This window comes from Mesorhizobium sp. NPDC059025, from assembly GCF_042739655.1.
In the GTDB taxonomy this organism is placed as follows: Bacteria; Pseudomonadota; Alphaproteobacteria; order Rhizobiales; family Rhizobiaceae; genus Mesorhizobium.
In genome coordinates, this window is the sequence record NZ_JBHYIM010000001.1 from 136,901 (window position 1) to 155,744 (window position 18,844).

Sequence of the window (18,844 nt, forward strand, 5' to 3'; positions counted from 1 at the left end):
CTTCCGGCAAAGAGTTTTTGCCAACCGGAGCTGGCTGCTCGCGGAAGCCTGGATTGGCACACTTTTCCGGCGTTCAAACGGCTTCAATCCGGCGGCGTCTTGTTCTACACCGGCACTGACCCTTTCCCTTCAAACCGGTCGCGGGGAAATCATGCAAGGTGAAGAGCGCAACGAGGCCGAGCCGGTTCACGCCGAAATATACGGCGAGGACGGCGTCATCCGTGCGCCCTTCGTCGCCCATATCGGTGCAGCCATCGCCGACCGCGACATCCTCGCCCTCAAGCGGGAAGTGGGCGATCTGCACCAATCGGAAGTCGGCGATCTGCTGGAAGCGCTGCTGCCCGAACAACGCAGGGCTCTCGTTGACCTTCTCGGCTCCGATTTCGACTTCTCGGCGCTGACCGAGGTCGACGAGGCGATCCGCCTCGACATCGTCGACAACCTGCCCAACGCGCAGATCGCGCAGGCTGTGCAGGAGCTCGATTCAGACGACGCCGTCTACATCCTGGAGGACCTCGACCAGGAGGACCAGGACGAGATCCTGTCGCAGCTGCCGTTCACCGAGCGCATTCGGCTGCGGCGTGCTCTCGACTATCCGGAAGAAAGCGCCGGCCGGCGCATGCAGACCGAGTTCGTCGCCGTACCGCCGTTCTGGACTGTCGGACAGACCATCGACTACATGCGCGAGGACAAGGATCTGCCTGACCGCTTTTCCGAGATCTTCGTCATCGACGCGACATTCAAGCTGCTCGGCGCTGTCGGGCTCGACCAGGTGCTGCGCGCCAAGCGCGCGGTCAAGGTCGAGGAGATAATGCACGAGACCCGCCACGCCATTCCGGCGACGATGGACCAGGAAGAGGCGGCACGCGAGTTCGAACAATACGACCTTCTGTCTGCTGCGGTCGTTGACGAGAATGAACGGCTGGTCGGCGTGCTGACCATCGACGATGTCGTCGATGTCATCCAGCAGGAGGCCGAGGAAGATCTTCTGCGCATGGGCGGTGTCGGTGACGAAGAACTGTCCGACACGGTGGCGGCGACCTCGCGTTCGCGCGTGCCGTGGCTGCTGGTCAATCTCTGCACCGCTTTCCTTTCGGCATCGGTCATCAGCATGTTTGGTGCCACCATCGAGGAGATGGTGGCGCTGGCCGCGCTGATGCCCATCGTTGCTTCGCTTGGTGGCAATGCCGGTACACAGACCATGACTGTGACGGTGCGGGCGCTCGCGACCCGCGATCTCGACATCTACAATGCTGGTCGCGTCATTCGCCGCGAAGTGCTGGTCGGGCTGCTCAACGGGGCCATCATCGCGACCTTGCTTGGGCTGGTCGCAGGCACCTGGTTCCAGAATGTGGATCTCGGCCTCGTCATTGCGGCGGCGATGATCGTCAATATGCTGGCCGCATCCCTCGGCGGCATCCTGATCCCGCTTTTTCTCGACAAGTTCGGAGCAGACCCCGCGATCTCGTCATCGATTTTCACCACGATGATCACCGACGTGATCGGTTTCCTGGCTTTCCTGAGTTTCGCCAGCTGGTGGCTGCATCTGGGGTGAGTGCCATTCCGGGGCGCTAGCGAACTGGCCTGGCTCGCACTTCGCTCGCAGCAATCTGCTGTGAGCGAGGGCAAAGAGCATTCAAGCCGCTGAGTTACAGAAACAATTGAGGATTTTTGCCTGCAATTGACTTTTACGTAAATGCCGTGCGAAGCTTCAATGGAACCCGCATGCTGTTCGATTCTCGCATCATTCGTCTGCGAGGAGTGGCACGACGGACAACGGCGCAAGCGCCCGGAGTGACTATGCGGGAATACTACACGATCACCGAACTGACGCGCGAATTCGATATTTCGACGCGCACGCTGCGATTTTACGAAGACGAAGGGCTGGTTGCTCCGGTGCGGCGCGGGCGTACGCGTCTGTTTCGCCCCTCCGACCGCCATCTCATCCGTCAGATCCTGCGCGGCAAGCGGCTAGGGTTCGCCATCGCCGAGATTCGCGAAATCATCCAGATGTACAAGGAGCCGCCCGGCGAAGTCGGGCAGCTCAAGCTGATGATCAAGCGCATCGAGGAAAAGCGGGATTCGCTGCGCCAGAAGCGTCGAGACCTTGAAGAGACACTGGCTGAACTCGACCAGGCCGAGGAGTCCTGCGTGGAGCGGCTTGTGGAGCTGGGCGTCAGCACCTGAGCCCCGCCGGGTCTCATCCTTTGGTACTCCCCGGAACAGACGCCAAGCTTTTCCGTTGTACTCCCATCAGCGTCTCTGCAATGATCTAAGGGTTATGCGAGCTGGGGGGCTCGGGATTTGGATATGGACCTCAAGGGGCTCGACCTTGCCCTCGACAAGGTTGTGGAAGCAACGCTCATTCCGTCGCTTTGGCAGGAGGTGGTCGATGGTATCGCCCAGGCGACAGGCTCGCATGGTGTCAACATCATTCCGGTGGCAGAGCGAGCACCGGGGCTGATCGTATCGACCGAAAGCCTCGGGGGAGCTTTCGAGGACTATTTCAACAACGGCTGGTATGCGAACGAATGGCGGCTGCGTGGTGTGCCCTTCCTTCTGCGGCAAGGCACCGCCTGCGATCCAGAATACACGTCGCGTGATGATTTCGAAAATCATCCCTATTACCGCTTCCACGCCAAGCACGGTATTGGGCGCTCGTGCATGGTGGCCTTTTCGCGACCTGAGGACATGCTGGTCATGACGCTGCATCGCAAACTCACCGACGACTTCTTCAGCGATGAGGAGGTCGCGGTGCTGCGTGCGATGCGTGATCGTCTTACCATGGCATCGACGCTGATGCGCAGCGCCATGCAGCATCGAATCACCGGCATGATGGACGCTTTCGAGATGGCGGATGTGGCGGCCATCTTTTTCGACCGCTTCGGTAAGGTGACGAGTGCAAACGACACCGCCAGCCGGTTGCTGGGGGGCGAGCTGCAGGTCAGCAAAGGAGAACTGCGCTCGCGTCGTTCCGAAGAGACGAAGCTTATCCGAGAACGGATGCGCTCCGTACTCACCGAATCGTGGTTGCGTCCCGACGGTTCTGACGGCCCGATCCTGATAGCGAGGGAGGGAAAGCGGCCGCTGGCAATGCGCATCCAGCGGTTGGGCGGCAGCCTGCCAGACTTTTTCTCACCATCCGTCGGGGTTTGCCTCCTGGAGGACCCGGAGCGGCGCAACACGGCCGAGCCGCGACTTTTACGCCAGACCTTCGGGCTGACACGCACCGAGGCCGAAGTCGCCGCACTGCTCGGCCAAGGCTTGCGGTTGCGGCAGATTGCCGAACAGAAGTCGATCTCCTACGAAACGGCACGTGCGCATCTGCGTGCGATCTTCGCCAAGACCGGCGCCAGCCGACAGGCGGATCTCATCGTGCTGGCAGGCAATCTCGGAAGCGTCGGCTAGCTTCGCCGGGTCCTGTCGACACAGTCCTGTCATCGGCCAGCAGCTTGAATATCGCCACCTGTCCGCGGCTCTTCTGACGCCCTAATTCAGAGCGGGAAGCACCCACTCCAGCGCCGCGGTCACCGCAGCTCCCGCCGAAAACACGATCAAAGCAAATTTGTAGAACGGTGAAGGTGACGGGTCATACCCCCGAATTTTGTGTCCTGGATTACTCACAGTGATACTCCCCAACATCACTCAGCGTTCCAAAGCTAACACCGATGCGTTACCAGAAGGTACCAATGGCAATCCCTCCGAAACCCAAATCGAGCGGGATGGCTCGGCTTCGGATATTGCGCGCCCATCGGTGTCTCCGGGAGATCCGGGGCGGCTTCGAATACGCGATGAAGCCTGCGAGTTGCTCTCTTGCGGCGATCGCATCAGCTTGATGGAAGCGCGCATTCGCTTGCTCGACGGATGCTTGCCGTGTTCCGGCGATATATCGCTAAGTACTTTGGAGAAACTGGTACGCCCAAGGGGAATCGAACCCCTGTTACCGCCGTGAAAGGGCGGTGTCCTGACCGCTAGACGATGGGCGCAGCCAAGGCGGCTTATAGTGGCGTTGTGCGTGGCGGGCAACCCGTCAAAATCGGGTTTTTGCATTTTTTTCCAACCTTTTCGAAGCAGGCCCGAAACAGCAGGATTTGCAGGGTTTCCACGCCCCGATCTGCGTGGATGCCCCGAAATTGGTCTGGCGCAGCAAAGGTCGGAGCGCTGGCATGGTTGGCGCCGCATTGTTGCCGCCTTGTCCGACGCAGCGAGGGAACGTGACTTTCCGCGCGAACGCGAATCCGCCAGGGCGTGTGCGGCAAAGGTCGATGCGGCAGTCGGTTGGATATGGAGTATGCCATTGTTTTCGCAGGATATTGTTGATTTTTGGAGATTTCCTTTCGCAGGTTGCGACGTGCTCCATGACGACGACGCCTTTCTGCTCGCGATCAATCCTGCTCTCGACGAGGATGAGAGAGTGACTGTGCTGGAAACGACGGCAGGCAAGATCCTGGCGGCGGTGACGCCGTCGTTGGCCGACAAGGCTGGCCTTGATCGAGGGCAGCGGTTCTCGGTGCCGGTTTTCCACCAGAAGCTGGACAAGGCGGGAATCAGTCTGCACGGCGCCGACTATCTTTTCTATTTCCGCGAATCGGGACGGATCGAGCTTGCACTGGAAAGCGAGGATGTTGCTCGGCACTTGTCGCAACGAGACGAGGCCGTCTTCTCAGCCTTCCGGGCGGCAGCCTCCGAACAGGACCTCGATGACGCCTTTGTCGAACTCGATCACTGGGCGGTGTTCGGTTCCTTCCAGCAGGATCGACTGGTCAGCGCCGCCAGCGCCTATCCCTGGCGCGCCGATGGCCGGAATGATGCGCGGCTGGCAGATATCGGCGTGCTGACCCTCGCCGAATTTCGCGGGCGGGGACATGCGCGCAAGGCGGTGCGCACTCTCGCCAGGTACATCTATGAACAGGGCTACCATCCGCAATATCGCTGCCAGACCGACAATGTGGCCTCCGTCGCGCTGGCCAGGGCCGCAGGTCTGGCGCTGTTTGGCAGATGGCGTCTGATTTCGCCGGATTGCCTGGTCTGAACGTTTCGTTGCGAGCGTGCTATCCTTTCCAGAGGGAGAGGATGATATGGCGTTCGCGATCAAGACCGAGATTGCCGACCCGCAAGCAGAGCATTTTGCGTTCAGTGCGCAGAAGACGATGTATGGCGGCAAGGCCATTGCCGCCGGCGATACCATTTTTCTGTTCGCCAGCGAGAACGAGGGCGGAAATGGCCTGGTTGCGCGCGGTATCGTGCTGTCGGCCGAAGCCCTTGCGAGGCAGCCGGACATCGAGCGACAGACGCCGCGCGTCAGCATCACCGTCAGGCGTACCGCGCTTGCCAGGCGGTCGCTCGGCCGCAGCGAGCTCAGGCATTTGACAGACTGGCAGGATGGCCGGCCAGGAACCGAGCTCAATTTCAAGTTCTACCGCCAGGCGACGAACAAGATCGTCGGCCTCTCTGAGAGTGCGGCAGCGTTTCTGAAAAAGTTCTTCTAGGGCAGTTCCGGCAGGAATGCGCAGCGGAAACGCGCCAGGTCGACCTAACCGCGACGGCGGCAGCGCCAGTTCCAGTCGCGCTCGGGGCCAACGTCGACATGCACGGATTCTGTGTGGCAGTACGTGCCGACACCGCCGCGCCCCGGCAGCGAGCGCACATAAGTCGCCAGATCCCACTTGCTGACACCGGCGATCTGGATATCGGCTGCCGCGCAGTACATATGCAGCGAGTTCTTGGCGCCGCGCGCGCGCACATTGCGAGCCTGGTCACGATAGCCGGAAGTCACGATCAGCTTCTTGCGATAATGTCCTTCAATCTGCTTCAGCACGCGTACCAGCGATGGCTTGAGGCAGGCGACATCCACGCTTTCGGTCTGTTTGAGCAGGCCGTTGGGAGCAAGGCGTGCCATCCCGGCTGCGGAAGCCACCTGATATGCGCCGTCATCGTCCTCGTTCAGGTCGACGTCGCTGTCATCATAGGTACCCGAGCGGCGCGTGATCTCGAAGAGTGCGGTCTTGCGCACGCCAGGCAGATTGTTGAAGGCGGATGAACCGTCCACGGAGGCGAGCATCGCCTGCTTCTGGCCGGCTTCGGCTGAAGCCAGCGTGATGATCGGCTTGGCTGGCTTGTCTTCAGGAATGATCGCCTGCCTGGCTTCAGCCTGCTCGGTCGGCACGATCGGTTTCGGCTTCTCAGCAACCGGCGTCGCCTTGGCAGGCGATGAGCCGAACAGCGAGGCGAGGAAGCCTTTCTTTTCAGGTTTGGCCGGTGCTGCGGGCATTTCGCCCGCGGTCACATAGACCGGGTGATTCATTTCAGGCGTTGCCGCGCCGGCTGCTTGCGTTGCCGTGGCTGCCGGATCGGCCGCGCGCTGGCTTGCCGCGATGCCTTGCTGCGGCAGGACGGTGGTGGTTCCGGCCGCAACCTGCTGAGCCGCAGCCGCCGTCTCCTGGGCGCTCTGCTCCGGTGCGACCAGTTGCTGGGGAGTGGTGCCGGCGATCGCCTGCGCGTCGGCAGGAGCCGTCAGCGGGAATGCCGGCGTGCCGGGCTTTGCCGTGGGCAGGTAGGCGATCTGCTCGGGCAGGGCGGTATCGCCCTCGGCGGTCATCAACGCCTGCGATGTCGTCGTCGCTGCAAGGGCCGGATCGGTGGTGTTTTGCGCGGTGGGCGCGGCTGGATTCGTTCCGGCCTGGGAAGCCGCATAATTCGGATCGGCAACGCCGAGGTCAGGGGCGCCGGTCGAGGTGCAGGAAGCCAGCAGCAACGCGCACAACGCGGCCATGACGGCGCGGCGTTCTCCTTTCGCGAAGCGCGAGCTGTTTGCCCTCAAATCCAAATTCCCCCTCGCTAGCCGATACGAACCGTCATCTCAGGCGCTGGAGCGCCGCCGAATGATCGAGTTTCCGCAATCGGAAACGAGACCTGTGACAAATCCGCAAGCTTCCTTCTGAAATCGTTCGAGCCTGCGTGATTTGCGTCAAAATGATGATTGACGTGACCATTTCGCCCGCTTTGGCGGACAGGTCAACTCACCGCATATTACAGATTGTTACACTCGCACCTTCACGTAGTCGCCTGGGGCATCGCCCAGCGTTTCCATGGTCTTGCCTGGAATTCGAGGGGGCACGCGCGTGCCATCCTTCGCTTCGATCCAGCGTTGCCAGTGCGGCCACCAGGAACCTGGGTTCTCCGTCGCAGCGGCAATCCAGTCCTCGAATCGTCCAACCGGCTTGCCGCCGGTCCAATGCTGGTATTTGCCGAGGGCAGGCGGATTGACGACACCGGCGATATGACCGGAGCCCGCCATCACATAGTCGACTTCGCCGCCGAAATACTGGCAGCCGAGAAAGACCGAACGTGCCGGTGCGATGTGGTCTTCCTTGGAGGCCAGATTGTAAACCGGAATTGTGATGTCGGAGAGCGAGACCGTGTGTCCGGCAAGCTCCATCTGGCCGCGTGAAAGATTGTTCTCGAGATAGCAATTGCGCAGATAGAAGGAATGGTTGGCGGCTGCCATGCGTGTGGAATCGGCGTTCCAGTAAAGCAGGTCGAAGGGAAGGGGCTCCTTGCCGCGCATATAATTGTTGACGACATAGGGCCAGATCAGGTCGCCCGAGCGAAGCATGTTGAAGGCGGTCGCCATCTTGGTGCCGTCGAGGAAGCCTTTGCCGCGCATGGCGATTTCGAGTGCCGCAATCTGTTCCTCATCGACGAAGACCTTGAGATCCCCGGCATAGGTGAAGTCGACCTGCGTGGTGAAGAAGGTGACGGATTTGACGCGATCGTCGCCTTCCTGTGCCAGGAGAGCGAGCGCCGCAGCCAGCAGCGTGCCGCCGACGCAATAGCCGATGGCGTTGACGCCGCGTTCGCCAGTCGCCTGCTCGACGACGTCGAGGCCGTATTGCAGCCCTTCACGGATGTATGCTTCCCAGTTCTTGGTGCCGTGGCGTTCATCCGGGTTGATCCAGGAGATGACGAAGACCGTGTGGCCCTGTTCCACCGCCCAGCGGATGAATGACTTCTCAGGATTGAGATCGAGGATGTAGAACTTGTTGATCCATGGCGGGCAGATCAGCAATGGTCGTTTCAGGACAGTTTCGGTTGCCGGGCTGTACTGGATGATCTCGGCAACGTCGGAGCGTCCGACGACCTTGCCTGGCGTAACCGCGATGTTGCGACCGATCTCGAATTTCGAATAGTCCGCCTGGCGCAGTTTCAAGTCGCCTTTGCCGGCGGCGATATCCTCGGCGAACATCTTCATGCCCCGCACCAGGTTTTCCCCATGCGACGAAACGGTTTCGCGGAACAATTCCGGGTTGGTGAGAATGAAGTTGGACGGCGAGATCGCGTTTGACACCTGCTTTACGTAGAAACCGGCCTTGTGACGCGTGTGCTCGTCCAGCCCTTCGGCATGTTCGACCAGGTCAGATGCCCAGCGCGAGGTGACCAGATAGGCCTGCTTGAGAAAATCGAAGAAGGCGTTCTTGCCCCATTCCGGGTCCTGGAAGCGCTTGTCGCCGCGTTCTGGCTTGATGCCGGTGGCGTCGTCCTCGACGCCGCCAACGCGGTGGATGGCGCTGGCCCAGACATTCATGTAGCCCGCGAACAGCCTGGTTTGCGCCTCCAATGCCCGCTTGGGGTCGGCCAGCCAATATTCGGTGAGCTTGGAGAAGGTCTTGACCATGTCGGCCATCGGCTCGGCAACGCTGTCGCGCACCTCGCCGCGTTCACGCGGTTCAGCCCAGGCCGAGGCAGCTTTGCCCGCCTGCTCAACCACGCGCGCGAGATTGAGCGCGAAACGCTCTGGATCCTTTACCAGATACTGCTCGACGGATGGCGGTTCATGGGTGTCCGTCTTGCCTGCATCGGGTCTGTCGGCCATGGTTTGCGCGGTTCCTCCCTAGGCATTTCTTGACATAGTATCATGCAAGGTCGAATAGGAGCCAAGATGCTTTTGCTCTCCCGTGACGGGAAAGTGAGCTTTAATGGCCATTGCGGGAAAGTAGTATGACAATTCGTTTTGGTCAGCTTCTGGTTGCCGGTGCCGAACGGTTGTCGCTGGCGCTCGTTGTCGCCGGTGGTCTTGCCATGGCTGGCTGCGCGAGTTCGAGCAGTGGCCCTTCGATGGCAGTACAGTCCGGTGGTTCGGTGACCGGTCCGAAAGACACTGGCACATTCCCCAATCTGAACATCAAGCCGCGAAATGCGGCCACGCAGTTCACGGAAGACGAGAAGAACGCCAAGCTTGCGCAGCTGGCGGCTGCGAAGTCCAATGTGCAGGCCCATCCCGGCGACCCAGCCGCCGCGGCGGATGCCGCCGAGCTCGACAAGCTCAAGGCCAGCCACGCCAAGAATGCCCTGAAGCAGATCGGGGCCAAGTGTGACCCCGCTCTCGACCCGAATTGCAAATAAGGCTATAGCGCGCCGCCAAAGCGCCTCTCGATCGGAACGAACATGGAAGAGTTTCACAAAGTCCGCCGTCTTCCACCCTACGTCTTCGAGCAGGTGAATCGCCTGAAGGCCAGCGCGCGGTCACGCGGTGCCGACATCATCGATCTGGGCATGGGCAATCCCGATCTCCCGACCCCGCAGGCCATCGTCGACAAGCTCTGCGAAGTGGTGCGCGATCCACGCACGCATCGCTACTCGTCCTCGCGCGGCATCCCTGGCCTGCGACGCGCCCAGGCCAATTATTATGCACGTCGTTTTGGCGTGAAGCTCAATCCCGATACCCAGGTGGTGGCGACGCTCGGCTCCAAGGAAGGCTTCGCCAACATGGCGCAGGCAATCACCGCGCCGGGCGATGTGGTGCTGTGTCCGGATCCGACCTATCCGATCCACGCGTTCGGCTTCATCATGTCGGGCGGTGTCATCCGTTCACTGCAGGCCGAGCCGAATGACGGTTTCATCCCGGCGCTGGAACGGGGCGTGCGCCACTCGATCCCGAAGCCGCTGGCATTGATCCTCAACTATCCGTCCAATCCGACGGCCTATGTCGCGACGCTCGACTTCTACAAGGACGTCGTGGCTTTCGCGAAGAAGAACGACATCATCATATTGTCGGACCTGGCTTATTCGGAGATTTATTTCGACGGCAACCCGCCCCCCTCCGTGCTGCAGGTGCCGGGTGCGATCGACGTCACCGTCGAATTCACTTCCATGTCGAAGACCTTTTCCATGCCCGGCTGGCGCATGGGCTTTGCTGTCGGCAATGAGCGCCTGATCGCGGCGCTGACGCGCGTGAAGTCCTATCTCGACTACGGCGCGTTCACACCGATCCAGGTCGCTGCCACCGCCGCGCTCAATGGAGACGGCTCGGACATCGAGGAAGTGCGCGATATCTATCACAAGCGCCGCGACGTGATGGTCGACGCTTTTGCCCGTGCCGGCTGGGACATCCCCGCGCCAGCGGCGACGATGTTTGCCTGGGCACCTATTCCGGAGCCATTCAAGCATCTCGGTTCGCTCGAATTCTCCAAGCTGCTGATCGAGCACGCCGATGTGGCGGTGGCGCCTGGCATCGGTTTTGGCGAGCATGGCGACGATTACGTACGCCTGGCTTTGGTCGAGAACGAGCACCGCATCCGGCAGGCGGCTCGCAACATCAAGAAGTTCCTGGCGACTACCGCCAAGCAACCCAACAATGTGGTGCCGCTGGCGGCGCATCGCTGAACCGCTGCCGCCAATCATCCTGAATGATCGAGAAAGAGGGGCCGTCCATCATGGCTGAATCCTTGCGTGTTGGAATTGCCGGCCTCGGCACCGTTGGTGCCTCGGTTGTGCGCGTGCTCACCGAAAAGGCAGCCGAACTCACCCGCCAGTGCGGTCGTACCATTACGGTGACCGCCGTTTCGGCACGCAACCGCCACAAGGACCGCGGCGTTGACCTTGCCAAGGTATCCTGGTTCGAAAACCCGGTCGATCTTGCCCGCTCTAACGAGATCGACGTGTTCATCGAACTGATCGGCGGCGACGAGGGACCGGCGCGTGACAGCGTCAGGGCAGCACTCGAGGGCGGCCGTCATGTGGTGACCGCCAACAAGGCACTGCTTGCCAAGCATGGCGTGGCGCTGGCCGAGATTGCCGAGAAGAAAGGCGTGCTGCTGAACTATGAAGCGGCGGTGGCCGGTGGCATTCCAGTCATCAAGACGATGCGCGAGGCGATGGCCGGCAATTCGGTCAATCGCGTCTTCGGCATCCTGAACGGCACCTGCAACTATATCCTGACCCGTATGGAGGCCGAAGGCCTGTCCTTCGAGGCATGCCTGAAGGACGCACAGCGTCTTGGCTATGCCGAGGCCGACCCGACCTTCGATATCGAAGGCAACGACACGGCGCACAAGCTCGCTATCCTCACCAGTCTTGCCTTCGGCCACAAGATCGCTGCCGACGACATCTATCTGGAGGGCATTTCCAACATCACCCAGGCCGACATCCGTGCCGCAGCCGAACTTGGCTATCGCATCAAGCTGCTCGGCGTTGCCCAGCGCACCGAAAGCGGCATCGAGCAGCGCGTGCACCCGACCATGGTGCCGACCGCCTCGGTGATTGCGCAGGTGCACGGTGTCATCAACGCCGTGGCGATCGAGACCGACATACTGGGCGAACTGCTGCTGTCCGGCCCCGGCGCCGGTGGCAATGCCACAGCTTCGGCCGTCGTCGGCGACATCGCCGACATTGCCAAGAGCCGCCCTGGTTTCCAGCATGGACCGGTGTTCGGCCGTCCTGCCAAGGAGCTGAAACCTTACAAGAAGGCCCAGATGCGCAGCCATGCGGGGGGCTATTTCATTCGGCTAACCGTGCATGATCGCGTCGGTGTGTTCGCTTCCGTGGCCAAGCGCATGGCAGACAACGACATTTCACTGGAATCTATCGTCCAGCACGCCGTCGGGCCGGAGGCGGTCGACAAGAAGACCGTCATCCTGGTCACGCATGAGACCACGGAAGCGGCGGTACGCAAGGCGGTTGAAGCCATCACAAAGGACGGTCACTTGACCGACAAGGCACAGGTGATCCGCATCGAACGGGCTGGCTGAGAGCGCATGCCGCAATGGTCCGACATCCGATGAGGGCCGAGAGGCTTCAGATCCAGCGGCGCACGCGTTTAGCGTAGTCGTGATACTTCTTGCCGAATTTGCCGGCGAGGGTCTTTTCCTCGCGCTGGATCACCAGCCTGCTTGTCACCAACCCTGCCGCAAACGCCAGCAGGATAAGCCAGACGTTGCCGATGATCAGCCCGATACCGATGACCAGGGTTGCCAGAGACAGATAAATCGGGTTGCGGCTGAGGCCGAATGGTCCGCTGGTCAACAGGTGTGCCGGAGTGGCGACCGGGTTCAAGGGCGTTCTGGCCCTGTACATCAGGCGTATGGCGGTGAACCACAACGCCACCGCGCCCAGCGCAGCCAGCCAACCGAAACCGAACAGGATGTCGCCGAGGACGTCTCCGAACCAGGGCAGTGGATAGAGAATGCCCAGGCCAACTCCGACGATCAGCGCAATCAGGAAGATGATCGGCGGCAACGGAAACGGCAGGCGCGGGGCGTCGGTCATTGCGGTTCCCCAGGGCTCATGGCGTCCTCGGTCTGAACCGTGCATGTGCTGGCGAGGTCACTGATGCGCGTCCTGGCCGAAGCCGGCTGGTCGCCCTTCATGATGCCTGTCAGCAGGCCGTCCTTCTCGACCGCGGTGAGCATGCAGCCACAATAGCGCACACAGAACGCGGCGTCTCGGCTGTCTAGGCACGATGCCTGGCACGCATTGGTGAAGCCGAGCTTCGGATCCTGTGCGGGGGCAGGCCATATCTGTGCGAACAGCCATACGCAGCCGATCAGCACCGGCTGGTGGATGAGGTAGAAGGCCAGGCTGTGGCGACCGATGAAAGTGAGCGGGCGTTCAAGTGTCCGGCCGAACGAGACGTTGGCCAGCCGGTCGAACAAGCCAGCTGCCTTGGCGGTCTTGGTCAGGCCGATGCCTACCAGCACGGCGCCGAACCAGGGAAACAGCGGCACATAGTCGTTCGAGCGCGGATCGGCCGACGAGAGGCCGACCCACAGGAGTTCGGGATGATCGAAAATGGGCGAGCGCAGATAGAATGGAGCTGCGATCACCAGTGCGGCGACGATGAATGTCACCAGCGCCGGCATGCGCAGGAACAGGAGGCCGAGAACGCTGGCCAGGGCAATCTGATGCAGGATGCCGAAGAAGATGAAGCTGCTGGGCGTTGCGAAATACGTTACCAGCGAGATCGCAGCGGCCGCCGCCACCACCATGGCGAACCGTTTCCAGAAGCCCGGCCAGCGGATGCGGTCGCCGTGCGCAAGCACCAGCGAGACGCCGACCAGGAAGAGGAAACTCGACGCAATGCAGCGCGCATAGAGCTTCCAGGGTCCGTGCGCCGTCAGTCCGGCGCTTGCATACCCGAAGAACTCAAGGTCCCAGGTGAAATGGTAGCTGGCCATCGCCAGAAGCGCGATGCCGCGCAGGGCATCGATAACGGTAATGCGACGGGAGGGATTTGTCTGCTGTTCGAGGCTCATGCGGCGGGATTCGAAATTGCAACCGCACAATGCCTAGCACGGATACGGCCCAAGCGAGAATGGTTGGCGGCGCTTCTTCCGGTCAACCGCTCGAGCAATGGAATTCTGAAACGTTGACCGGATCGCCGCCGCCGTCTAGCAATGCGATCATGAACGTTGAAATGATCGCATTCGTGGTAGGAAGGCGCATGGGCGGGGTGGTGTAACCATCCGGCGAAAGCACCCATGCGCGGCAAACAGGCTCCTGACGGAGCCTTTTTTATTGCCGTCGGATCGGGTCGGCCATGTCCGATCCGCCAACCTCCACAAAATCAAGGACGCGATCATGACGAAAGATCGTCATTTCCCGGACACGGGTATACCGGGTGCGGGGACTGCGGGCAGCATTTCGAAATCTCGATTTGTCATTCTTGTCCTGCTGTCCGCACTCTCGGTGCTGCCTGTCAACATCATATCGCCGTCGCTGCCCAAGATCGCGATGGAATTTGGTGTGGACTTCGAGCTGATCAGCCTTGCGGTCGCGGGGTATGCGATTGTGACCGCGCTCGTGGAACTGATCTCTGGCGCGATGTTGGATCGATACGGACGCAGACCCGTGGCGCTGGTCTCGCTCTCGATCTTCATTCTGGCTTCTATCGGTTGCGCGCTAGCCCCTGATATTGTTGTTTTCCTCGTGTTCCGCGCAATGCAAGCTTCGATTGCCGCCTGCTTTTGCGTGGCTCTTGTCGCCATCAAAGAAACATCGAATGAATATGAGGGGACGAGCAGGGTGGGCTACGCCGCGATGGCATGGGCCTTGGCGCCGATGCTCGGTCCTACCTTAGGAGGAACGCTGGATGAACTCTTGGGGTGGCGGACGATCTTTGTCGTTCTTGCGGCCTTTGGCGCAATTATTCTCTCTCTGTCGAAACGAGAACTGAGCGAGACACTCTCTCCAGTCAGGCGAAGCGGGGTCTATCTCGGCTCATATGGACGGCTGCTAAGTTCGGTTGTGTTCTGGGCTTACATAGTCGTGATGGCCTCATCGTCCGGGATACTTTACATCTTCCTGGCCGGTGCACCTCTGGTGGTCGGTGGATCGAGTGCGCTGCTCGGCCTTTTCATGGGGATGGTCCCCGCGGGCTTTATCTGCGGCAGTTTTCTGACCGGCCGTTATGGCTTGAGGGTGCCTCGGGCCACATTGCTCATCGCTGCTCGTTTGCTGACCTGTGGCGGGCTCCTGTTTGGCCTGGTTCTGTCCGCGTTCGATATTACGCATCCCTTGGCGTTTTTCGGCCCGTGCATGTTCATCGGCCTTGGCAATGGGTTGACGCTGCCCGCCGCCAATATGGGGGCCATGACAATCCAAAAGGGCATGGCAGGCACCGCAGCGGGACTGGCAGCAGCAATGTCGATCGGTGGTGGGGCGTTGATCGTCGCGGTGGCGGGGCAGTTCCTCGGCGCGTCGGGAACTGTCAATACGCTTTTGAGCTCGATGTTGATCGTCTCTGCGATAGCCTTGGCAGCCGCGGTTGCCGTGGCCTTTGTCGATCCAGGCTCACGAAGAACGCACTGATCGATCCTCACAAGCTTGATGCGGCAGCCTATCGTTGTGCCAGCCGGTGCAAAGTGGTTGGCCGGCTTCGCATTCCGGCGCTAGCGCGTCGGTTTCCTGCTACCGGCCCGGCCATCGGCGACGCAGATTTCCCGTTGCGAGTCGTTAGTTTGGGAATCCATGTCCACGCATGTCCGCCATCCGATCTGGCTACCGGCGGTTCCGCCGGCGGACGCGCGCACCTTTGCTTCGCTTTACGCCATCGAATCTGCCGCGCGAGCCACGGTTGCCTCGGTTATCCCGATCCAGGCCTATGAGATCCTGAGGAACGAGCAGACGGTCTCGATCCTCTATACGATCGTCTCGTTGCTTGGTCTCTCGGTCACGCTGTTCATGCCGATGCTGATCCACCGCTTCGCACGCAGATGGGTCTACACAGCCGGTGCGCTGCTGCTTGCGATCGGTTCGCTGTTCTTCGTCACCCATTCGCTGCCTGGTCAGATCATCGGCATGCTCTGCCGGGTAATGGGCGCGAGTGCGCTGTCGATCACGCTCAACCTCTACATCATGGACCATATCCGCAAGACCGACCTCATGCAGGCTGAGTCCCTGCGCATGGCGTGGTCGATGATCGCCTGGACGAGCGGCCCGACGCTCGGTATCTTCCTCTACACACGCTACGGCATTTATGCTGCGCATGGAGCCGTGGCCGTTTTTGCACTCTGCCTGCTTGCGCTGTTCTGGTACTACCGGCTTGGCGACAATCCGATGATCGTGCCGGGCAAGAGCCGCCCCATCAATCCGTTCGCCAATATCGGGCGCTTCGTCAGCCAGCCACGGTTGCGGCTGGCCTGGCTTATCGCTTTCGGCCGTTCCTGCTACTGGACCACGTTCTTTGTCTACGGCCCGCTGTTCATGGTCATTACCGGCCAGGGTGAACTTGCCGGGGGCTTGCTGGTTTCGGCCGGCAACGCTCTCCTGTTCGCTGCCATTTTCTGGGGCAGGGCAGGCAAGCGTTATGGTGCACGCAACGTGATGACGCTCGCCTTTGCCGGGATGGCGGTGTCGCTGTGGCTTGCCGGCGCCATCGGCGAATTCATCCCGCTCGCCACCGCCGGCCTGCTCCTGGTCGGCGCCTTGTTCACCATCGCACTCGATGCGATCGGCTCCACCGCCTTCATGCGCTCGGTGCGCGCCTACGAGCGGCCGCAGATGGCCGCAGTTTACCGCACCTACCTCGATTTCTCGGAGCTGACACCACCTTTGGTTTATTCGCTGGTGCTGGCTTTCTTCGGCCTGGGATCGGTTTTCGCCACGCTTGGTTGCCTTGCTGCCGTCTGCGCCATTGTTACCTGGAGATATCTGCCGAAATCGATGTAGCGACGACAGCAGGTCACCAATGACGCGGATGCGTCTGGCGATGGCGGAATTTGGTTTGCCGGGCGCCAGAATTCTTTCTATAGTTCCCGCCGTCGTCGGTCCCTTCGGGACCAAGAGGGAATACGGTGGGGAGGGGGAAACCATCCGAAGCCGTGGCTGCCCCCGCAACTGTGAGCGGTAGTCCTCTCCAATGCCACTGAGGCTTGTCTCGGGAAGGTGGAGAAGGGCGCTGATCCGCAAGCCAGGAGACCTGCCGGCGACGGCAATGACGGTAATGCCCTCGGGTGGAGGGCGAAAGGACAGACCATGAATACCGCTTCCGTTTCTCTCGGCGCTTCGACCTCTTCGCAGTCGCGCTTCCTTCAGCTGGCAATGGCTGGCCTGCTCGGCATCTTCGTCATCGGCTTCACCGGCTTCTCGCATATCGAGGCCGTGCACAACGCCGCCCACGACGCACGCCACTCGATGGCGTTCCCCTGCCACTAACTCAGGGGGAACCCACCATGTCTGTTTTTCGCAACGTCGTGTTTGTCGCGGCGATCGCGGGCCTGTTGGCCGGCATCGTTCTCGCCTGCTTGCAGGCCTATGCAACCGTTCCCCTGATCCTGAAGGCGGAAGTCTATGAACAGGCCGCCGGCGGCCATGAACATGCGGCTGCGCCTGCAGCCCCCGCTGCCGATGCCGGGACCAACGCAATGAGTTCGGCTGCGCCAGCGCCCGCGGCTGCTCCGGCCGAGGAAGAGGAAGGTTGGGCACCCGCCGACGGCATCGAGCGGTTCTCGTTCAACGTACTCTCCAATGTCGTAACCGGTATCGGTTTCGCGCTGATCCTTGTCGCCTTCTCGGAATTCGCCGGCGGCATCGGCAACTGGCGCCAGGGTGTGTTCTGGGGGCTTGCCGGTTTTGCCGTCTTTACGCTTGCGCCAGGCCTTGGCCTGCCGCCGGAATTGCCGGCGATGCCTGCTGCCGATTTGCTGCCAAGGCAAGCCTGGTGGATCTCCACCGTCGTCGCCACGGCCATTGGCCTTGCGCTCATCGCCTTCCGCCGATCCTTGCCACTTACCGTGCTCGCGATCTTGCTGATCGTCGCGCCTCACGTCGTTGGCGCGCCGCAGCCGGAGAGCTACGACACGCCGATCCCGGAAGGCCTGCATCACCAGTTCGTGGTGGCGGTTACGCTGACCAACTTGGTGTTCTGGGTTGTGCTGGGTGCGGTCGTCGGCGTTGTGCGCGGCCGCTTTACCGGGCAGGCATCGAGCCTTCGCGACAGCTTTGCCTGATCGCCTGACCTTCATCATCGGCGGTGCGCGCTCCGGCAAGAGCGCGCATGCCGAAAAACTGGTTACGGCGCTGCCGGCGCCCTGGACGTATATCGCGACCGCTCAGGCTTACGACGACGAGATGCGCGAACGCATCGCGCATCATCGTGCTCGTCGAGGCGAAGGCTGGGAAACGGCGGACGCGCCACTCGACCTTGTCGAATTGCTGGTGCGCCTGCCTGCCGGGCGACCGGTACTGCTGGATTGCCTTACGCTCTGGCTGACCAATCATATGCTGGCCGGGCATGATATCGAGGACGAATGCGCCAGGCTGACCGCCACACTGTCGAAACCGCGTGGTCCCTGGTTTGTTGTGTCCAACGAGGTCGGATTTGGCATCGTGCCGGACAATGCGCTGGCGCGTCGCTTCCGAGATGCTGCCGGGCGTCTCAACCAGCAGGTTGCGGCGGTGGCCGACGATGTGGTGCTGACCGTTGCCGGCCTGCCACTCAAGGTGAAATGACATGGTCGAGATCGATGACAGCGAAGCCGAGCGCCATCGCACCAAGATGGCCAAGCGCAAGGCGGTGCAGGACGCAGAGGTGGCGCAAAAGACCATCGAGAAGGGCCTGCTCATCGTCAACACCGGTCCCGGCAAAGGCAAGACCACGGCTGCCTTCGGGCTGGCACTGCGCATGCTGGGCTACGGCCGGCGCGTCGGTGTCGTTCAGTTCATCAAGGGCAGATGGCACACCGGTGAGAAGGATGCTTTCAAGGCGTTCGGCGATCGGCTGGTCTGGTATTCGATGGGCGAAGGCTTCACCTGGGAAACGCAGGACCTGAAGCGGGATGTTGCCGCCGCAGAAGCTGCCTGGATGAAGGTGGAAGAGCTGATGGCCGATCCGTCCATCAGCCTGCTGGTGCTGGACGAACTCAACATCGCACTGCGCTACGACTATCTGGATGTCGATCGTGTCGTGACTGCCCTGAAGGGGCGGCGGGAAGACCTGCATGTTGTCGTTACCGGCCGCAATGCCAAGCCGGCGCTCACGGAAGCCGCCGATCTCGTCACCGAGATGGGGGCGACAAAGCATCATTTTTCCGCCGGCGTGAAAGCGCAGCAGGGAATTGAATTCTAAAGG

At 61.2% G+C, this 18,844-nt stretch carries 18 protein-coding genes, 1 tRNA gene and 1 riboswitch; of the genes, 14 read left to right on the forward strand and 5 right to left on the reverse strand.

Features of this window, described 5'->3' with window-relative positions:
- Positions 1–151 precede the first annotated feature (151 nt).
- The 3 genes from mgtE (at position 152) to ACFWYE_RS00625 (ending at position 3,408) form a co-directional block, all read left to right on the forward strand.
- Positions 152–1,555: a magnesium transporter gene (gene mgtE, locus ACFWYE_RS00615; protein ID WP_379069669.1), complete on the forward strand. Its 1,404-nt coding sequence runs from the start codon at positions 152–154 to the stop codon at positions 1,553–1,555.
- Positions 1,556–1,800: 245 nt separating this feature from the next.
- Entirely contained in the window at positions 1,801–2,187 is a 387-nt protein-coding gene (locus ACFWYE_RS00620) for a MerR family DNA-binding transcriptional regulator (protein WP_054308087.1), read from the forward strand.
- A 123-nt stretch (positions 2,188–2,310) separates the two neighbouring features.
- Positions 2,311–3,408 (forward strand): helix-turn-helix transcriptional regulator, encoded by a 1,098-nt coding sequence (locus ACFWYE_RS00625; RefSeq protein WP_379108960.1) that lies wholly within the window; start codon positions 2,311–2,313, stop codon positions 3,406–3,408.
- 503 nt (positions 3,409–3,911) lie between these two features.
- On the opposite strand, the gene ACFWYE_RS00630 is transcribed toward ACFWYE_RS00625, so the two are convergent.
- Positions 3,912–3,986: transfer RNA gene (locus tag ACFWYE_RS00630), tRNA-Glu, on the reverse strand.
- Between the two features lie 29 nt (positions 3,987–4,015).
- On the opposite strand from ACFWYE_RS00630, the gene ACFWYE_RS00635 reads away from it, so the two are divergent.
- Complete coding sequence (locus tag ACFWYE_RS00635) at positions 4,016–5,032, forward strand: GNAT family N-acetyltransferase (RefSeq protein ID WP_379108962.1); 1,017 nt, start codon at positions 4,016–4,018, stop codon at positions 5,030–5,032.
- Positions 5,033–5,078: 46 nt separating this feature from the next.
- Entirely contained in the window at positions 5,079–5,489 is a 411-nt protein-coding gene (locus ACFWYE_RS00640) for a hypothetical protein (protein WP_379108963.1), read from the forward strand.
- A gap of 44 nt (positions 5,490–5,533) precedes the next feature.
- Here ACFWYE_RS00640 and ACFWYE_RS00645 read toward each other — a convergent pair whose 3' ends face one another.
- Positions 5,534–6,772: a YcbK family protein gene (locus ACFWYE_RS00645; RefSeq protein ID WP_379108965.1), complete on the reverse strand. Its 1,239-nt coding sequence runs from the start codon at positions 6,770–6,772 to the stop codon at positions 5,534–5,536.
- A 267-nt stretch (positions 6,773–7,039) separates the two neighbouring features.
- Entirely contained in the window at positions 7,040–8,872 is a 1,833-nt protein-coding gene (phaC, locus tag ACFWYE_RS00650) for a class I poly(R)-hydroxyalkanoic acid synthase (protein ID WP_379069679.1), read from the reverse strand.
- A 125-nt stretch (positions 8,873–8,997) separates the two neighbouring features.
- Here phaC and ACFWYE_RS00655 point away from each other — a divergent pair, with 125 nt between their 5' ends.
- Genes ACFWYE_RS00655 through ACFWYE_RS00665 form a run of 3 tightly spaced genes read left to right on the forward strand, consistent with a single transcriptional unit; the run spans position 8,998 to position 12,026 of the window.
- A complete protein-coding gene (locus ACFWYE_RS00655) occupies positions 8,998–9,402 on the forward strand; it encodes a hypothetical protein (protein ID WP_379069682.1) in 405 nt (134 codons plus the stop codon).
- Positions 9,403–9,444: 42 nt separating this feature from the next.
- On the forward strand, positions 9,445–10,662 hold the full coding sequence (locus ACFWYE_RS00660) for an LL-diaminopimelate aminotransferase (protein ID WP_379069686.1): 1,218 nt from the start codon (positions 9,445–9,447) through the stop codon (positions 10,660–10,662).
- Between the two features lie 50 nt (positions 10,663–10,712).
- A complete protein-coding gene (locus ACFWYE_RS00665) occupies positions 10,713–12,026 on the forward strand; it encodes a homoserine dehydrogenase (protein ID WP_379108967.1) in 1,314 nt (437 codons plus the stop codon).
- 46 nt (positions 12,027–12,072) lie between these two features.
- Here the strand turns inward: ACFWYE_RS00665 and ACFWYE_RS00670 are convergent, their stop codons facing one another.
- On the reverse strand, positions 12,073–12,543 hold the full coding sequence (locus tag ACFWYE_RS00670) for a methyltransferase family protein (RefSeq protein WP_379069697.1): 471 nt from the start codon (positions 12,541–12,543) through the stop codon (positions 12,073–12,075).
- Positions 12,540–13,529: a DUF1624 domain-containing protein gene (locus ACFWYE_RS00675; RefSeq protein ID WP_379108969.1), complete on the reverse strand. Its 990-nt coding sequence runs from the start codon at positions 13,527–13,529 to the stop codon at positions 12,540–12,542. Before ACFWYE_RS00675 ends, ACFWYE_RS00670 begins: the two co-directional genes overlap by 4 nt.
- A 325-nt stretch (positions 13,530–13,854) precedes the next feature.
- On the opposite strand from ACFWYE_RS00675, the gene ACFWYE_RS00680 reads away from it, so the two are divergent.
- The 6 genes from ACFWYE_RS00680 to cobO all read left to right on the forward strand — a co-directional run bounded on the left by ACFWYE_RS00680 (position 13,855) and on the right by cobO (position 18,841).
- On the forward strand, positions 13,855–15,084 hold the full coding sequence (locus ACFWYE_RS00680) for an MFS transporter (protein WP_379108971.1): 1,230 nt from the start codon (positions 13,855–13,857) through the stop codon (positions 15,082–15,084).
- A 159-nt stretch (positions 15,085–15,243) separates the two neighbouring features.
- Positions 15,244–16,443: an MFS transporter gene (locus ACFWYE_RS00685; protein WP_379108973.1), complete on the forward strand. Its 1,200-nt coding sequence runs from the start codon at positions 15,244–15,246 to the stop codon at positions 16,441–16,443.
- A 79-nt stretch (positions 16,444–16,522) separates the two neighbouring features.
- Positions 16,523–16,716, forward strand: a riboswitch (cobalamin riboswitch).
- Positions 16,717–16,749: 33 nt separating this feature from the next.
- The gene (locus tag ACFWYE_RS00690) at positions 16,750–16,929 is read left to right on the forward strand and encodes a CbtB-domain containing protein (protein WP_129414525.1); all 180 of its coding nucleotides are present in this window, start codon (positions 16,750–16,752) and stop codon (positions 16,927–16,929) included.
- A 17-nt stretch (positions 16,930–16,946) separates the two neighbouring features.
- The gene (locus tag ACFWYE_RS00695) at positions 16,947–17,723 is read left to right on the forward strand and encodes a CbtA family protein (RefSeq protein WP_379108974.1); all 777 of its coding nucleotides are present in this window, start codon (positions 16,947–16,949) and stop codon (positions 17,721–17,723) included.
- Complete coding sequence (cobU, locus tag ACFWYE_RS00700; RefSeq protein WP_379108976.1) at positions 17,716–18,225, forward strand: bifunctional adenosylcobinamide kinase/adenosylcobinamide-phosphate guanylyltransferase; 510 nt, start codon at positions 17,716–17,718, stop codon at positions 18,223–18,225. Before ACFWYE_RS00695 ends, cobU begins: the two co-directional genes overlap by 8 nt.
- A 1-nt stretch (position 18,226) precedes the next feature.
- Entirely contained in the window at positions 18,227–18,841 is a 615-nt protein-coding gene (gene cobO, locus ACFWYE_RS00705; protein WP_379069715.1) for a cob(I)yrinic acid a,c-diamide adenosyltransferase, read from the forward strand.
- The last annotated feature ends 3 nt before the right edge of the window (positions 18,842–18,844 follow it).

What these genes read in the sequence shown, in the direction of transcription:
- mgtE (WP_379069669.1), top strand. Translation starts at nt 152, where the DNA reads ATGCAAGGTGAAGAGCGCAACGAGGCCGAGCCGGTTCACGCCGAAATA.
- ACFWYE_RS00620 (WP_054308087.1), top strand. Translation starts at nt 1,801, where the DNA reads ATGCGGGAATACTACACGATCACCGAACTGACGCGCGAATTCGATATT.
- ACFWYE_RS00625 (WP_379108960.1), top strand. Translation starts at nt 2,311, where the DNA reads ATGGACCTCAAGGGGCTCGACCTTGCCCTCGACAAGGTTGTGGAAGCA.
- ACFWYE_RS00640 (WP_379108963.1), top strand. Translation starts at nt 5,079, where the DNA reads ATGGCGTTCGCGATCAAGACCGAGATTGCCGACCCGCAAGCAGAGCAT.
- ACFWYE_RS00645 (WP_379108965.1), bottom strand. Translation starts at nt 6,772, where the DNA reads ATGGCCGCGTTGTGCGCGTTGCTGCTGGCTTCCTGCACCTCGACCGGC.
- phaC (WP_379069679.1), bottom strand. Translation starts at nt 8,872, where the DNA reads ATGGCCGACAGACCCGATGCAGGCAAGACGGACACCCATGAACCGCCA.
- ACFWYE_RS00655 (WP_379069682.1), top strand. Translation starts at nt 8,998, where the DNA reads ATGACAATTCGTTTTGGTCAGCTTCTGGTTGCCGGTGCCGAACGGTTG.
- ACFWYE_RS00660 (WP_379069686.1), top strand. Translation starts at nt 9,445, where the DNA reads ATGGAAGAGTTTCACAAAGTCCGCCGTCTTCCACCCTACGTCTTCGAG.
- ACFWYE_RS00665 (WP_379108967.1), top strand. Translation starts at nt 10,713, where the DNA reads ATGGCTGAATCCTTGCGTGTTGGAATTGCCGGCCTCGGCACCGTTGGT.
- ACFWYE_RS00670 (WP_379069697.1), bottom strand. Translation starts at nt 12,543, where the DNA reads ATGACCGACGCCCCGCGCCTGCCGTTTCCGTTGCCGCCGATCATCTTC.
- ACFWYE_RS00675 (WP_379108969.1), bottom strand. Translation starts at nt 13,529, where the DNA reads ATGAGCCTCGAACAGCAGACAAATCCCTCCCGTCGCATTACCGTTATC.
- ACFWYE_RS00680 (WP_379108971.1), top strand. Translation starts at nt 13,855, where the DNA reads ATGACGAAAGATCGTCATTTCCCGGACACGGGTATACCGGGTGCGGGG.
- ACFWYE_RS00685 (WP_379108973.1), top strand. Translation starts at nt 15,244, where the DNA reads ATGTCCACGCATGTCCGCCATCCGATCTGGCTACCGGCGGTTCCGCCG.
- ACFWYE_RS00690 (WP_129414525.1), top strand. Translation starts at nt 16,750, where the DNA reads ATGAATACCGCTTCCGTTTCTCTCGGCGCTTCGACCTCTTCGCAGTCG.
- ACFWYE_RS00695 (WP_379108974.1), top strand. Translation starts at nt 16,947, where the DNA reads ATGTCTGTTTTTCGCAACGTCGTGTTTGTCGCGGCGATCGCGGGCCTG.
- cobO (WP_379069715.1), top strand. Translation starts at nt 18,227, where the DNA reads ATGGTCGAGATCGATGACAGCGAAGCCGAGCGCCATCGCACCAAGATG.